9 protein-coding genes are annotated in these 14,956 nt (G+C 47.4%); all 9 read right to left on the bottom strand.

The features are described from left to right. Window positions 1-352 precede the first annotated feature (352 nt). Window positions 353-763, bottom strand: coding sequence for a hypothetical protein (locus ACMA1I_RS06575; RefSeq protein WP_337067503.1), 411 nt, complete (start codon window positions 761-763; stop codon window positions 353-355). A gap of 254 nt (window positions 764-1,017) precedes the next feature. After that, window positions 1,018-2,127 carry an AI-2E family transporter gene (locus tag ACMA1I_RS06570; protein ID WP_337067502.1) on the bottom strand — a complete coding sequence of 370 codons (1,110 nt, stop codon included), beginning with the start codon at window positions 2,125-2,127 and terminating at the stop codon, window positions 1,018-1,020. A 135-nt stretch (window positions 2,128-2,262) separates the two neighbouring features. After that, a complete protein-coding gene (locus ACMA1I_RS06565) occupies window positions 2,263-3,813 on the bottom strand; it encodes a ThuA domain-containing protein (RefSeq protein ID WP_414703874.1) in 1,551 nt (516 codons plus the stop codon). A 349-nt stretch (window positions 3,814-4,162) separates the two neighbouring features. Then, on the bottom strand, window positions 4,163-5,482 hold the full coding sequence (locus ACMA1I_RS06560; protein WP_337067500.1) for a glycoside hydrolase family 140 protein: 1,320 nt from the start codon (window positions 5,480-5,482) through the stop codon (window positions 4,163-4,165). A gap of 118 nt (window positions 5,483-5,600) precedes the next feature. Further along, a complete protein-coding gene (locus tag ACMA1I_RS06555; RefSeq protein ID WP_337067499.1) occupies window positions 5,601-7,622 on the bottom strand; it encodes a sialate O-acetylesterase in 2,022 nt (673 codons plus the stop codon). Between the two features lie 313 nt (window positions 7,623-7,935). Beyond that, complete coding sequence (locus tag ACMA1I_RS06550; RefSeq protein WP_337067498.1) at window positions 7,936-8,646, bottom strand: GDSL-type esterase/lipase family protein; 711 nt, start codon at window positions 8,644-8,646, stop codon at window positions 7,936-7,938. 43 nt (window positions 8,647-8,689) lie between these two features. Further along, window positions 8,690-11,431, bottom strand: coding sequence for a glycoside hydrolase family 78 protein (locus ACMA1I_RS06545; RefSeq protein WP_337067497.1), 2,742 nt, complete (start codon window positions 11,429-11,431; stop codon window positions 8,690-8,692). A gap of 97 nt (window positions 11,432-11,528) precedes the next feature. Beyond that, window positions 11,529-12,503 (bottom strand): sugar phosphate isomerase/epimerase family protein, encoded by a 975-nt coding sequence (locus ACMA1I_RS06540; RefSeq protein WP_337067496.1) that lies wholly within the window; start codon window positions 12,501-12,503, stop codon window positions 11,529-11,531. A 25-nt stretch (window positions 12,504-12,528) separates the two neighbouring features. Continuing rightward, a complete protein-coding gene (locus ACMA1I_RS06535; protein ID WP_337067495.1) occupies window positions 12,529-14,661 on the bottom strand; it encodes a pyrroloquinoline quinone-dependent dehydrogenase in 2,133 nt (710 codons plus the stop codon). Window positions 14,662-14,956: the final 295 nt, after the last annotated feature.

Here is a 14,956-nt window from a genome sequence, read left to right as displayed (position 1 = left end):
CATGGCTGATGTAGCCTTTGCAACTAAGTTTAGATGGCTCGATGTAGTCCACTGGTGTTTGCGATGTAAAGATTGGTTTCGGCTTGGGTAACCAAAAGCACCATATTTCAGTGCCCGCAAAAGTGAAAGGCCCTACATCCATTGAACTATAAAATACCTCTGGAAGACCAAATTCATTAGAAGAATTAACTCTCCTGCCATACCGACCTGCTATTGGTTTTATTACTTTGGTTTAGTATTAAAATACAAGCGCCACCTGCTCCCGCACACAAGTGTTGCAGAGATCAGGCGGCGCTTGTAAGCTTTGAGAACAGCAGCAAAAGTTACCTTGAGCCTTTCTATTCAGAACGTTTTATTTTTTAGACAGCGGAGCTCCTACCGGTATGGCACAATCGTGACCAGGCTGGCCGTGGGGCGGATTGATACCGGGTGCCACGGTTCCCTGAGCCTCAGGCATCGGCTGAGGCATTGGCTGTGGTCTGAACTGAGGTGCGGTATTCAAATTTGGCTGCATCGGAGTACTGAGGGGTGCCCCTTCCGGTATGTCGCAACGGTGGTTTGGCTGACCGTGCGGCGGGTTTACGGCTACTGCTGCACCCTGACCCTCAGCCGGTTTTTGTGCGTTGAGAGGCTGCGCTGGTGAAACAGGAGCATTCGTTTGCGGTGCTTTCTCAGCCTTGCGATACTTGGTGTTATCGGTATCGGAGCAGCCTACCAGAACAATTAGACAAGCAGAAAAAAGAAACGTTAGGATGATTTTCATAAAACTTCAGTTAAAAAGCATTTTCCTGTAGCCAAATGCCTGTGCTAAAAAAGACAAAGTTTACCTCCGGAAGGCCTTTTTGATTAGAATAATTGGTCTTGCTGGAACTATCCTGAGTCCAATATGCAGCAGTGGAAGGAAGTATTAGTAAAATAATATACTTAGTTGCTGCATATGACCAGGTTTAAAGGTAAAACAAAAATACAGGCTTACCAAAAATGCAAAACTATAGTGCAGGCAAACGCTGAGGCAGGTTATTTAGGCTGTGTCCCACTTGAAGCAGATTTGCCTCTTCTTCTCCAATCCATGGTTACGAGCCTCACCGGCACTTCATCGCCTAAAAGTTTCCCCCAAGGTTTCAGACCATCTATGCGGTCGAACACAATTTTGAGTACCGCCACAAACGGAATAGAAAGAAACATGCCCGACACGCCCCATAAGGAGCCGCCCAACAACACCGCCAAAATAGAGATAAGTGCGTTAATTTGCACCTGCGACGACACAATGCGCGGCACAATAATGTTATTGTCGATAAACTGAATAACAGCATAAGCGCCTACTATGGCCAATTGGGTGGTATAGCCATCTGTGGTAATTGTGGCCATGATAACCGGCAATAGTATGGCCACGATACCGCCGATGTAAGGAATCAGGTTTAGAATTGCTCCCAACACACCAAGCAATATGGCATACTCCACGCCCAGGAGCAAAAGCGCGGCAGAGTTTAAAACAGCTATAATAAGGGTTTCAATCATTAACCCTACAATATAGCTCTGTATGGCAGTTTTGGTACCTTGTAAAATACCCGCCACACTCTCTGAACTTTCTTTTGAGAAGACCTCGTAAATAAAATTAAGAATCAGGGTTTTGTAAAACAGCAGCAGGAAGATATACACCGGTATCAGGAAAATGACGCTGAACATGCCCAAGGCTCCGCTAAGTGTCCGGCCTAAAATGGCTTTATTACTGCTGGCCGCCTCGTTCAGGTACTGTGCCTGCTTCTCCAGCGAAATGCCAAAAGTTCGGGCAATCCAGTTCTCCAGATCGAGTATGATCTGCCCAAACTTCTCTTTCATAACAGGTACCATCTCCCCGAACTGGATGATTTGGGAAGACAGAAAAAAGAGTATAGCACCAATTACTAAGATAGCTAGTAGCAGCGTAAGGATGATGGCAAGAACTTTCGGGATTCGCATGCTCAGAAGCCTGCTGTAAAGCGGATTCAGGAGCACCGCGAAAAGGCCTGAAAAGGCAAGCGGCACCAGAAAATCGGCCAGCATATAAAGGATATAAACAGCAAGTGTAAGACCTACCAGAATGGTAGTCGTCTTTTTATAAAAAGGCTCCTTCGTTTCGATATTCATACTTTTAATTAAGTAGTATGGCTTTGAAACGTTACTGGCAGAAAAAAGAACATGCTTTAGCAGTCGAGCATACGTATTTCTTAGCGAATGTAATTTTGAGTTGTTTTGTAAGGGCAAAGGCCTTCTTTCGGTGAGTTAAAATCCCTCTGCTCTTGAGGCCCAAATAGCCGCATTTTTCCACAGCCTCTTCACCTGAGCTGGTTCTTCCACAGCAGCATTATGCCCGATTGTAGTCAGAAAAATGCGCCCTCTTCCAAAGTTGTACACCCACGCCAGTGGCTGTTGTTTACCGGCACTACCCGATACTGCCAACAAAAGAGGTACCGCAGGTTCAGTTCCTACCACACAAAAACCTACAGGTACAGCTACATCAAAATTACTCAGGCCACTGGTAACGGCATGCTGCGCCACGCTAACCTGTACTTGATTTTTTTTCTGCTCATTCAACTTTCGTGTCCTGCTCTCTTTTCTGAAAATACTGGTATAAGCTGGCCAACCTTTAAACCTCTCAGCATTTGCTATACTTGCTGCTGAGTCCAGTAAAAAAGTAGTTGCAATTAAACCGCCTCCCTGCTGCAGGTAACTTTCTAACGCTTTCTGAGAGTCGCTATTCATTCCGTTTAAATCCTTCCTGTTCAATATGATGACCTTGTAATCTCTTAAGTCATATTGTGCCAGGTCGTTCACGTTAGCCGACATATCCACCAAAAACTGGCTATCTTCTTCTATACCAGCTGCTATAAGTTCAGAAAAAATTTGGTACTGACTGCTCGCTGCATTTTCATCTGTTATCTGCAGGGCTTTTTTTGTTTTCTGATAGAGATGCTCCGTCACTTCCTGATCGGAAAAGAATCTTGTTTCAATACCTGTCGGTGGCACCTCTGCTCCTGCCGCCCAAACTAGTCCGTTTAATAATACTTTTCGGTAATTGGTATTTTCCCAATTGGAGTAGAAGTGGTTCAGGGTAGCACTAAAGGCGCGTCCACCATCAGATCGTTCTACTGCCCAGGCTACTACATTTCCGAGTCCGGCTCTCCCTCCCAAGGCAGGCACCTCTAGTATAGGGGTCAGGCGGGTGTCATTCTCTCTAAATCGCATGTTGTAGTAAAATTCCTCTTCAACCCGGAAGGGCATTACTCCTCTTGAAACAGGATGTGCGGGACTAGCAAGGTGCACATCTGCCTCCAAAGTTTTTATTTCAGAATACTTACGATATGCACCGGTTGGCTCTTCCCAGTCGTAGTACCCTCCTCCCCACTCCAGCACCTTCTGGCCATGTGCGTATGAGGCAAAAGTAGCAAAATGTAACAAGGCAAATCCGCAGCCTCGGCTCATTTGTCTCTCCATCACCTTCATTCTCTCTGGTGTCATAAAGGGCACGTCTTCAAATAATTCTCCATCGCGCCCATCAGCCAGAAAAAATATTAAATCAGCGTCATTCAAGGTTTTTTCGTTGGGTGGCCAGCCATGTAAATAGACCTCGGTGCGAAGACCACTGATGTTTGAATGGTCGAGCATAGTTTTGATGAGACGCACCGTTTTAATATACTCATGCGTGCCCGGAGGATGACTTTTTTCACCGGCAATCAGCACTATTTTCTTAGCGGTATTATCGTTCGTGTTGGTAATGTTGTTATTGCTGTTCAGCTTATTTTGGATTTGGTTGCAACCTGCCGAAAGCAACATAAGCAGCCATAGCACCAGATAATGCCTTCTTAACCTTTCACATATCCTCTTCAAATAGGTGCTGTTCATGTTGCTGCTACGTTACAAGTTCTTTCATTCACAAAAAGAATAACCCGAAGATAGTGGATGCTTCTTACCCGTTGGAAGCACAGTGTTGGCCTGCGCGTTGCCCATTGTGGTTAATAAAAGTAGGGCAGGCCGCAGCAGGCTAATAATTTTATTCGTTCTTAGAGACTTTCGGAACAGAACTTTTATTTTACCTATACCACACCACTTAAATTATTCTAATGAAAAAGGCCTTCCGGAGGCATTTTCACCGATGGAGCTTATAGGCTTTCAAAGGCCTTTGTTATGGTACAGGCAACTTGCGGGAGGCATCATCCAGCATCAGCACCCAATCCTGACCAGCTTCCTGTGCTGGAGGAGAAAACCGGACAGTGGCCTTGTTTTTATATGTTCCGGCTTTCTGGATATGACCTGTTCTGGGATCGAACCAGCTGGCAGTTACTTTCCGGCCCGAAATCTTGCCCATATTAAGTTCAAAAGGCAAACCAGCTGCCGAGTAGATAAAGGCATAGTCGGTGCCGCGTGTAGCCTGCACGCGCTCCTGGTAGTTATCAGGAGCATTTACTACCAACGACTGGTCCGGCACCCGCTCCAGCATTGGCCGCGACTCCATCAGCTTGCGCACATGTGTCATGGCCACGGCTCCGGGTAGGTCCAGCGACTCGTGCCAGGGTTTAGTAGGTTCCAGGGTTGGCTTCCGGTGCTTGTCGTACATTTGCCAGATGTTGTTGCAGCCATACGTGTGCCCATGAGCTCCGGCAAACAAGCTCAGGTAGGCTCTCCTCCTGATGTCGATAGGATCAGGGTAACCGTTTTTGATATCGAAGCAAACCGGAATTTCCTCGTAAATGGGCTCTCCATCCATAGTAGGTTTTACAGGATAGCGCTGATAGTCGCTGCTGATCTTCTCCCATACCTTTACATCGGGGCAATGGCCTGTTTGGAGCATGTTAAAATCCAGCCACTCATCCTGATGAAACCATTTAGATGAATTCGTTTGCGGATGGAAGGTCATCATGGCATTGTCTTTACCTCCCACTGCATCTGTAATGCCTTTCGCCATCGCCCGCCACACCGCCACATCTTCCGAATGGTCACGTGGGTTCCGGTCGCCGCCTACCACCCAGATAATGTTTTGCTTTGTTTTATACCTGTTTCCGATGTAGTGGCCAAAGGCATAGGCCTTCTGCTCATTAAAAATCTCGGGACCAACGCCCCACTTATCTTTAAACAATTTATCGCCCCAGGTGGGCAACAGTGCAATGTGCAGCCCCAAGTCGTCGGCTTTGTTAATGATATAATCTACATGCTGAAAGTAAGCTTCTACCGGCTGCTCGGGGTCGTTGTGCAGCAATGGTGTATGCCCGTAGGGGTTTGGATCTTGCAGACCATTATGCTCTGCCAGCACCACTGCCTGTATAGCCGTAAATCCTTTTTCTGCTCTGTTAGTCAAATACAAATCTGCTTCCTCCCGGTTCAGTCTATGAAAAAGCTCCCAGGCGGTATCGGCCAGATAGAAAAAGGGTTTACCGCTAGTGTATTCCAAATAGCGCCCATTCTGGCTTACCCGCAAATCAGACTGCGCTATGACTAGTGGAGTCATAAAAACACATAAGCCGATAATGCAAAGAAGCGTTTTGTAAAGTCTTCGGGAAGTATGGAACATGCCTGATAAATGAATAAGAGAAATGATTATTTTCCCTGGTGCAGGGACTTTGGGACTACTTATCTTGTGTAACACCCTGCCAGGTGTCGGTGCGGAAGGGAGAAGCCGGAAGTCCTTCCCCATTATAAAAGTTAACCTTGGGGTTAGCAGCCCAGCCATACCTTACCGCTACCGGCTGCTGTACCTCTGGGCTAGATACCAGCACTTCGTTGCCCACGATGGTAGCCTCTGCCCAGTGAAATTTTTTATCTGCTCCCGCAATCGCAAAACCCGTTAATTTATTTCCGCCTTTTGCTTGCAATCCTTTATTTGTATGGTCGAAGCTTAACCGTATGCTATTGCCTTCTACCTTCATGCTTTTGTAGGCAGGGCCTGAAAAAGCTATTTTTTCGTTGTATGTTTTGGCCCGCGCTGCTAATGCCAGCCTTCGCCCTACTTCCTGCTTATTTTTAGGGTGAATGTCTTTTTCCTCCCCAATGTCTATGGCCACGGCCATGCCGGTATTGGGCACTTTCAATGTCATGAGTTGTGCCTCACGCAGCTCTGCCCAGTCAGACTCGCCTGGCTCAGGATTTGATTGCATGTAGTTAGCCAATTGCACAAAGTAGAACGGGAAATCGCCTCGGCCCCAGCTTTTGCGCCAGTCGTTTATGAGCAATGGAAAGAGGGTGCGGTACTGGTAAGCTCTGCCGGCATTGCTCTCGCCCTGATACCAGATGGCACCTTTAATGGGCAACTTAGTAAGCGGGTGCACCATAGCGTTGTAGAGCACAGTAGTTCGGTTGGGGCCCACCGGGTACTGTGGGCTTGGGGGCAGCTGTGTGTAATCTACAGCAGGTTGATAGAGCCACTCCCCTGCCAGCGAAATTTTTTCGCCAGTTGCATTGGTCAGAAACAGCTCGTCCGGGTGCCCGTACAGGCCGCCATCTCCTCCGTTGTCTCCCACGCGCACCGTTACTACGTTATCACCAACTTTAACCAACTTGGCTGGCACTTTGTAACTTCTCAGCTTGCCGTAGCCTACTGTTTGCCCAACTTCCTCACCGTTAAAGAACGTGGTTTCGTCATCGTCTACCGGGCCAATATTAACCCTTAGCTCTTTTCCGGCCCAGGCTGCCGGTAGGCTTACCTTCTTTCGTAGCCATACCACACCATCAAAGCCAGGCATTTCTTTTGTCTCCCAAACACCGGGCATGGGTATTGGCTTCCAGGACGAGGTGTTGAGGCTGGCTGACGCCCAGTTTGGAGATTCCTGATTATAACCCGCATCTTTGCTCCTAATCAGCTTGTAGAATTTCTGTTTCTCCTGCTCATACTCTGACAAAAGCATCTCATCGCTCTTGGTGTTGTTGGCGTTTTGCTCAATATGCTTTACCTGCTCTACAAAGGCAGGCATGGTTTTAAGAGAAGGGCCGCTGGTCCAGGCTTCGGCAATGGTTCCGCCCCAGGAGGTGTTAATAATCCCGATTGGCACGTTCTGGCTTTTGTGTATATCGCGGGCAAAAAAGTAGCCAACTGCCGAAAATTGCCGAACAGTTTGTGGCGAACATACCTCCCAGCCACCGTTCTTTATTTTTGCTTCTTTTAGCGGACTGTTGCTGGTAATGTTCTCTACTGTCAGAAACCGAATTTCCGGGTAATTGGCAGCGGCTATCTCCTGCTGCGCATTCAGCACATTACCGTACTGCCCCGCCATGTGCATCTCCATGTTCGATTGCCCCGAACACACCCAGACTTCTCCAACCAGCACGTTGTTGAGCTTTAGTTCTTCGCCGTCGTTAAAGGTTATTTCAAAGCCTCTGCCAGCAGCTGGTGTCGGTATGGTTATTTGCCAGTTGCCTTTCTTGTCGGCTTGTGTGGTGTAGTTTTTTTTGTCCCAGGATGCTTTTATCGTCAGCTTGCTGTTAGGAGTGGCGGTACCGAAAAAAGGCACCTTGTCCTTTTGCTGCAGCACCATGTTATCGCTGAAAACTGCCGGCAGCACGACTTTAGCTTCTGCGGCATGCAGAGAGAGGGCTCCAACTGAAAGGAGCAGTACGCTTTTCTTTAGTATAGAAATTATATTATTTGAACGCATATTGTCAGGTTTTTGAAGTTTGTGATGTTTCGCACTAAAGGCATTCTATAAAATTCTATAACTCTCTTCACAACTAATAAATCTGGTGCCCTCATGCTATGTAGTTCTATTGCCGGGGATCTGAGCGCATAAGGCTGTGTGCCTTGACCTTTGGCCATAAAAGGTTCGCGGATTAGTTGAGACCAAAAAAGCCTGAGTGTTTGTAGCGTAAAAAGGCTCTGGAAGACCCTTTTTATTAGAATAATTCAAGCTCCTGTATAGTTGGGCTCACACAGCGTGTACTTTCAGGCCAGAAAGAAGCTGAGTGTTACTATTATTTCATCAGGTGAGGCTTGAGGGCAGCAGCCCATATATCATAGCCTTTCTGATTCAGGTGTACACCATCTTCCACATAGATGCCAGCAAGGGGTGTACCGCTGTCGTTCGTAGTAGGAGTTACAATATCCACAAACTCGGTCCTTTTCTGTTCTGCAAGGAAGTCCTTAACCAGTCTGTTTGCCTCTTCTACTTTAGCACGGGAATGAATGCGGCCCGGACAAACTTTGATTGATATAAAGGCGACTGGCAGCTTGGGCTTATCTTTTCTGATCTGGCTAAAAACGGATATAAATCGCTGAAGCACTTCCTCAGGCTCTTTTCCACTGGCAATGTCATTATCGCCGCTGTAGATAATAATTTGTTTCACCTTCGGCGGATACCCTACTTCACGCAGATACAGGTTAATGTCGGGTAGTTGTGAGCCACCAAACCCCCTATTAACAATAGTATACTCCGGAAACATCTGCTGCGCATTATGCCAATTGGTAAAAGAGGAGCTGCCAATAAACAGAATGGCATTTTCAGGAGGAGTTCTGTCTGCATCTTCTCTCTTAAAACGCTGTACAGTATCCCAATAAGGAGGTTTGGCATCCGTATCCTGTACTTGCCCTTGAGTTAGATTTTGTGCAACCGGGGCACACCCTAAAGTAAGCAGCACCAGTACCAGGCACTTCAGTATATTTTTGGCAATAAGGTATGATCGCATGTGACGGGTGTATTTAAGTTATAATTGATAATTCTTTTCCATGTTATTTTAGCTCAAACTGATAAGCACCTGCAGGCAGCGTATACACCTGCACCTTATCAGTCTGGCTTACCAGCCGCACGTCTCCTGAAACCGCCTTCAACTCCTTCTTTCCTTCATACACTTTCTGCCCCTGGGCTACAGGTAAGGTAAGTGTGGCGGTGGTGTTAGCCGGGATTGTAACTGCATAAGAAATTCTCTTCCCTGTTTTTTTCCACCCTGATGCTATAGTGCCATGGCAGCTCTCGTGCGATGCCTCAAACTGCTGGAGACCGCTTACAAAGTTTGGCTGTAGCAATATATGCTTAAAGCCGGGTTTCTCCGGATCAGGCTTAATTCCGCCCAGTGCTTTAAAGTACCAGGCACTCACCTCCCCGAACATAATGTGGTTCATCGAAATATCTTTCTCTGCATCTATAGGCCAATTTTCATACAAGGTGGTAGCGCCATTCACAATCCACCAACCCCATGAGGGGTAAGTTTCCTGCGACGCTACTTTGTAAGCCACATCGGCATAGCCATTTTCGCTCAAGGCGTTTAAAAGCGTTTTAGTACCGAGCAAGCCCACATCCAGGTGAAAGTTATCTCTTTCTACCCGACTGGCCAGGTTGGCTGCCACCTGGCTTCGCAGTTCCTCCGGCACCAGCCCCCAGTAAAGAGCTGCACTCAACTCTGTCTGAAAGCCGCTGCCGTACATACCAGTCTGGCGGTTCAGATATTTGCTATTGATGGCATCTTTGATACTGGCGGCCAGTGCGGTGTATTTCTGATGATCGTCCTGCTTGTTCAGCAGTTTAGCAGCTTTGGCTAAAATGGTGGCATCTACAAAGTAGTAGATAGAAGAAGTAAGCTCCACTGAGGCCTCTGACTTTACCGGAATCCAGTCGCCGAGCCCTCTTGCCGTTAAACCACCCGGGTAGTTGGTGTTAATGTTATCGACAAAGCTCTTAATGTTGCCATAGCATGCTTCCAGTAGCCTGGTGTCGCCGTTAAACAAGTAAGTGTTCCATGGGATAAGGGCGATGGTACTGGTCCAGTCGATGCCATTGCCCCACTGGTAGCCCCAGCCACTTGTTGGAATTATGGCCGGCAATATACCGTTTGGCTGCTGCTCATCCTGGTGGTCGGCCATCCACTTTTCGTAAATCGTAATGCCATCAAAGTTATACAAACCGGTTTCTATGGCGATATGGGCATCGCCGGTCCAGCCGTTTTTCTCGCGCTGCGGGCAGTCGGTGGGGTAGCCAAACAGGTTTGAGAGATAGGCATTGTTGGTGGCCCACCAGATTTTGTTGAGTGTGGGGTTAGATGACTTTACCTTTCCCAGGGCGGGCACATCGCTGTGCATAAAGTAAGCCTTTAGGTTTTGCTTGCCCAGCGCAATGGGTTTGCTGCTGGTTACCTCCACATACTGAAATCCTTTGTAATTAAACCGAGGCATAAACGATTCCTCGCCCTTGCCGCTCAGAATAAAAATATCGGTCTGGAAAGGATCTTTGTCGTCGGTAGGGCGGTAGTGGGCATCAATGTTCGACAGATCTACGTGCCCGTTTTTGTATAGTCTTTCTCCATGCTTCAGCCGGATAACTGTGCCGGCAGGGCCTTTAACCGTGAAGTGGCTAACACCGGAAATATTTCTGCCTAAATCAAAAACATAGGTAGTGTCGTTCAACTGCTTTAGTTCTTTTACCTGTACCTCCTGCACATTCCGAATTGGGTGCATGGCTTGGGCTACAATGTTTTGCGATGGAGCCGAACGGTCTATAGCGGCTTGCCAGTGTTTATCGTCAAAGTTTGCGGTGTTCCAGCCCGGCTGTTCCTGACGTGCATCGTAATGCTCTGCTGTGTAAATGCTGTTGAAAATAACAGGACTAAGTGAGGTTTTCCAGTCTCTTCCGGTAGAGATGGTTTCGGTGGTACCGTCTTCGTAGGTTACTCTAAGGTCCAGGCAAAAGGTGGGGCGTGCACGCCAGGGTGCCTCATGAAAATACCATACCGCCGTTGACTGATAGTTGTACCAGCCATTGCCAAGTAATACGCCAATAGCATTTTTGCCTTGCTGTAACTGCTCCGTTACATCGTGGGTAACGTAGAGGTTGCGGCGATCGAAGCGCGTAAAAGCAGGGTCCAGGCGGTGGTTGCCGACTTTTTTACCATTTATCGACAATTCATATAAACCTCCTACAGCCACGTAGGCCCTTGCCGATTTCACTTTCTTTTTAGTGTCGAAAACTTTCCGGAAATAAGGTGCCGGTTTCAGATTAGAATCCATGTTGTCGCTGATCCAGGCTCCCTGCCAGTTAGCTGCTCCCATCATACCCGTTTCAAAAGAAGCTATTTTGGCTGAAGTGGCAGGTTGTGCGTCTTTATCCCAGAGGCTTACGGCCCAAAAATATTTAGTGAATGGCTGCAATGATTTGCCACCATATACTACCCTGTTGTTACCGGACGTAATTTTGCCAGTATCCCAATAACTGCCTTTGCCTTGGCTAACTTCTGCCGAGTCTGTACCCACTACTATTTTATAGGCTGTTTGTGCTGCCCCTCGCCGGTTGTCGTCCAGCCGCCACGATAATCGTGGATTAGGAGCATCAATACCAAGTGGATTTACCAGGTATTCAGCCCGGAGGTAACTCACCGTAGCTGGTGCAGCAAAGGAGACAGCTGGCACCAATAAAAAGATCAGGCCCATCAGCAGGGCTACTGATGCGCGTAGGGCAATGCGGCTTTTTGTAAAGGTTATCAATTTCTATGTTATTAATGTCGATACTCAAGGCTTTATTACTCTTACTATGAGCAGCACAAGGGGCAGCGAAGCGCTCTGAAACAGAATTTAAGTTAACTTAATTTTTTGAACTTGCCACTGCTGCTTTTTTACTACCGCTGCTATGTTGCCGGTAGGTTTTTAAGGCAGCAGAATCTTCAAGGGCCACTAATACATCCTGTAAGCCTTCTATGTTCATGCTGAGTCCAACTTTTGCATCTGGAGCCGTGTCTTCGTTAATAATGCCAATAGGTCCCTTGTAGCCACTTTGCTGCACAATCTGCATCATCTCCTGCTCTGCGTCTCCTTGCCCAATTGGCACTACTTTTACCGGGTTCCCTTTTTGCAAGCCAGCCAGGTTAAGGCTTAGCAGGTAAGGCTGAATTTTAGGAAAGAAGGTAGGAAAGCGCTCAATATGCTCTTTGGCATGATGAAAATTATATACGATGCCAAGGTTGTCCATTTTCAGGTAATCGATAAGGGCCAGCTGGTTTTCGGGTTCGCCGTACCAGCCGCCATGGTTGTAGAGTCCTACTTTGCAGCCGATTTCGGCCGCTTTTTCTGCAATGTATTTAATAGGTTTCGCATGCGCTTCTATTTTCTCCTGCTGGGTCATCTGATCGAGGTTATCGATGCTGCCTACCATGCACCAAATTTCGGTTTTTACCTTCTGCCGCTCTAGTACATCCAATATAATTTTCAGGTGTGGGTCATCTTCCGGGTTAGGGCCGGAGTAAAGCCAGAAGGCCTGTAGTGCAATATTATTCTTCTTCAGTGTTTCTATTTCCTCGTCAAACTCCGGGATGTGCTTTTCTCGCCAGTCGTAGGCCAGCCTTGTTATGCCAAGCTCCTTCAGCATCTGGGCTCTCTCAACCGGCCCCCGCTCCTTTACATCGAAGGGTACAATACACCAGGCCACCAGGTTACTGAGGGCAAATACACTTTCAGTAGCAACCGTGTCTGTTTCTTTGCTCGTGTTACAGCTCCACAAAAAAGCAGACAGCACACAGGCAAGAGCAAAGCTTAAACGGGTTGTTAAAGTCGATTTTCTCATATTTTCTGATCTTAAAGTCATTCAATTATTTTAAAGCTGTTTTGGAAGCCGTGGCTGGTGAGTCGGGTAAAGCAAAGGCCACGTAGGTGTCGCCGGTAGGGCCACCCAGTTTGCCACCTCCTGTTGCCGGAATTACCACATACTGTTTTCCGTTTACAGCGTAGGTACTGGGGGTGGCGTAACCGCCATATGGTAGTTTTACCTCCCATAAAACCTTACCTGTCTCCTTATCAAAGGCTCTAAATTTCTCATCGCGGGTGGCTCCAATAAATACCAGCCCGCCTTTGGTCACGATGCTTCCTCCAAAGTTTTCGGTACCCGTAACCGGCATTCCTGCTTTTGTCAGTTCTTCGTACTCACCCAACGGCACCTTCCACTTTATTTTCCCGGTGGTCAGGTCAACTGCATTCAAGGTGCCCCAGGGTGGTGCTGTAGCCGGATAGCCGTCTGGGTCCAGGAACTTTACGTAACCCAGTGAGCGGTATTCAGGACCTTTTTTTTCTGCTTTCTCTGCTGGAGCGCTATCTTTATCTAACAAGTACTGGCTTAGCTGCCGGAGTTCGGTATCCGGAATTTGTGAGAAAGCCGGCATGCCTTTTCTGCCGTTCCGGATAATTTGAAACACTTCGTCTTCGCTATATTTTTTTTCTAGACCTGTCAGCCTAGGGCGGCTTCCCTGGCCCTCTCGTTTGGCGCCGTGACAATAGGCACAACCCATTTTCAGGTATACATTGTTGCCAGGGTGCAGCACTGCAACTCTATTACTATCTTCAGATGCTGTGGCGTTCAGGTCTTTCATTTTAATTTGCCAGGCCAGCTCATTAGAGTTAATGTAAACTGTATTTTCTTCGTGGTCGTAAGCTCCTCCACCCCACTCTGCACCACCATGTATGCCATAATACAGAATGCCTTTTTCAGAGGGCGGAATATACCAGCCAGCATCCATCTCATCGAATACCTTTTTTGCGTAAGCGTATGCCTCAGGTGTTCGGTTGGTGAGGTCGTTGGCAGTAACAACTTGCTTTGCAAAGGGCTCTGGCCAGGTAACATAAGGCTGCGTAGGATAAGCATATTCGCCGGGCAAGTCTGAGGGCGGCACCGGCCTTTCCTCCACCTCTGATAAAAGTTCGCCTGTGATTCTGTTAAATAAAAAGATATACCCCGTCTTTGACAGCTGCATCACACCCTTTACCTTTTTGCCTTTGTGCTTTAAGTTTACCAGAATGGGGGCGCAAGGCAGATCCAGGTCCCATAGGTCATGATGGATAGCCTGATAATGCCATATTCTGGTACCGTTTGTTGCATTGAGCGCTACAATGGAATTACCAAACAGCTGCTCCCCCTCGTTGTCGGAGCGGTAGAAATCATCTTTTGGCTGGCCTGTGGAGAAGTATACAATACCACTCTCCGTATCTACAGACAGACCTCCCCAGGCATTGGCTCCGGCACCATCGCGCCAGAACTTCTTATTGCCCCAGGTATGGTACCCGTACTCATTGGGCTTAGGAATGGTATTGAAAATCCATACTCTTTTACCTGTTGTCACGTCGAAGCCGCTTACATTGGCCGGTGCGCTCCAAGAGGCAGCCCCGGCAACAACAGTATTTTGGTAAATAACTGGTGCAGCCGGAGAAAAGATACTCATATCAGCAGCAGGCCTTACCAAGTCTGCATTCAAATCGATGCGGCCGTTGTCGCCAAAAGAGGCTATGGGTTCTCCGGTTTTGCTGTTTACTGCATTCAGGTAATTACCGGAGGTGAAATATAGTCTGCTTTCTTCTCCGGCTGGCGCCTGCCAATACCCGATTCCTCTGTTTGTTCCGCCAAACGTTTCTCCTTTCCGGGCCGGGTTGTAGCGCCATACTTCTTTGCCATTTGCAGCGTCTATTGCTATCAGTTCCTGCGCTGGTGTGGTCACATACATAGTACCGTCAATGATCAATGGGTTTACCTGCACATTTCCGGTAGTGTCGCCGGAGCGATAGGTCCAGGCAACAGCCAGTTCAGCTACATTCGCTTTATTTATCTGATCAAGTTCTGAATATTTGGTCTGCCCCGGATTACCGCCTGCAGCCGCCCAGTTCTCCGGGCTACTCCCCTGCCCTGATTTCTGGCATGATGTAAAATAAACAAGATGGAACAAGACAAATAATGTCAAAAGCTGACGCTTCATATAGGGGATAACAGACTGATTAAGTATATTTTATTTATTGAAATCTCTTCCTGATTTGCATATTCAAGTTTACAAAAATTACGAACGTTAATTATAATACTCTTTTAACTTATTTTGATCTTTAATTACCTTTACTCCATAAAATACGCATTCCTGCTAATATTAATTTAGCACCTTTTTCTAATAAACTCCAAGTGGCCAAGGCTCTGTTTTACTCCTGACGCCATATTCTCAACCTAATGCAAAAGGAGGGAAAGTTGCCCCTCCCCCCCTTTGTTTC

It is taken from the genome of Pontibacter sp. 13R65 (assembly GCF_047525655.1).
Lineage (GTDB): Bacteria > Bacteroidota > Bacteroidia > Cytophagales > Hymenobacteraceae > Pontibacter.
This window is presented reverse-complemented; position numbering and strand designations above follow the sequence as displayed.

What these genes read in the sequence shown, in the direction of transcription:
- ACMA1I_RS06575 (WP_337067503.1), bottom strand. Translation starts at nt 763, where the DNA reads ATGAAAATCATCCTAACGTTTCTTTTTTCTGCTTGTCTAATTGTTCTG.
- ACMA1I_RS06570 (WP_337067502.1), bottom strand. Translation starts at nt 2,127, where the DNA reads ATGAATATCGAAACGAAGGAGCCTTTTTATAAAAAGACGACTACCATT.
- ACMA1I_RS06565 (WP_414703874.1), bottom strand. Translation starts at nt 3,813, where the DNA reads ATGTTGCTTTCGGCAGGTTGCAACCAAATCCAAAATAAGCTGAACAGC.
- ACMA1I_RS06560 (WP_337067500.1), bottom strand. Translation starts at nt 5,482, where the DNA reads ATGACTCCACTAGTCATAGCGCAGTCTGATTTGCGGGTAAGCCAGAAT.
- ACMA1I_RS06555 (WP_337067499.1), bottom strand. Translation starts at nt 7,622, where the DNA reads ATGCGTTCAAATAATATAATTTCTATACTAAAGAAAAGCGTACTGCTC.
- ACMA1I_RS06550 (WP_337067498.1), bottom strand. Translation starts at nt 8,646, where the DNA reads ATGCGATCATACCTTATTGCCAAAAATATACTGAAGTGCCTGGTACTG.
- ACMA1I_RS06540 (WP_337067496.1), bottom strand. Translation starts at nt 12,503, where the DNA reads ATGAGAAAATCGACTTTAACAACCCGTTTAAGCTTTGCTCTTGCCTGT.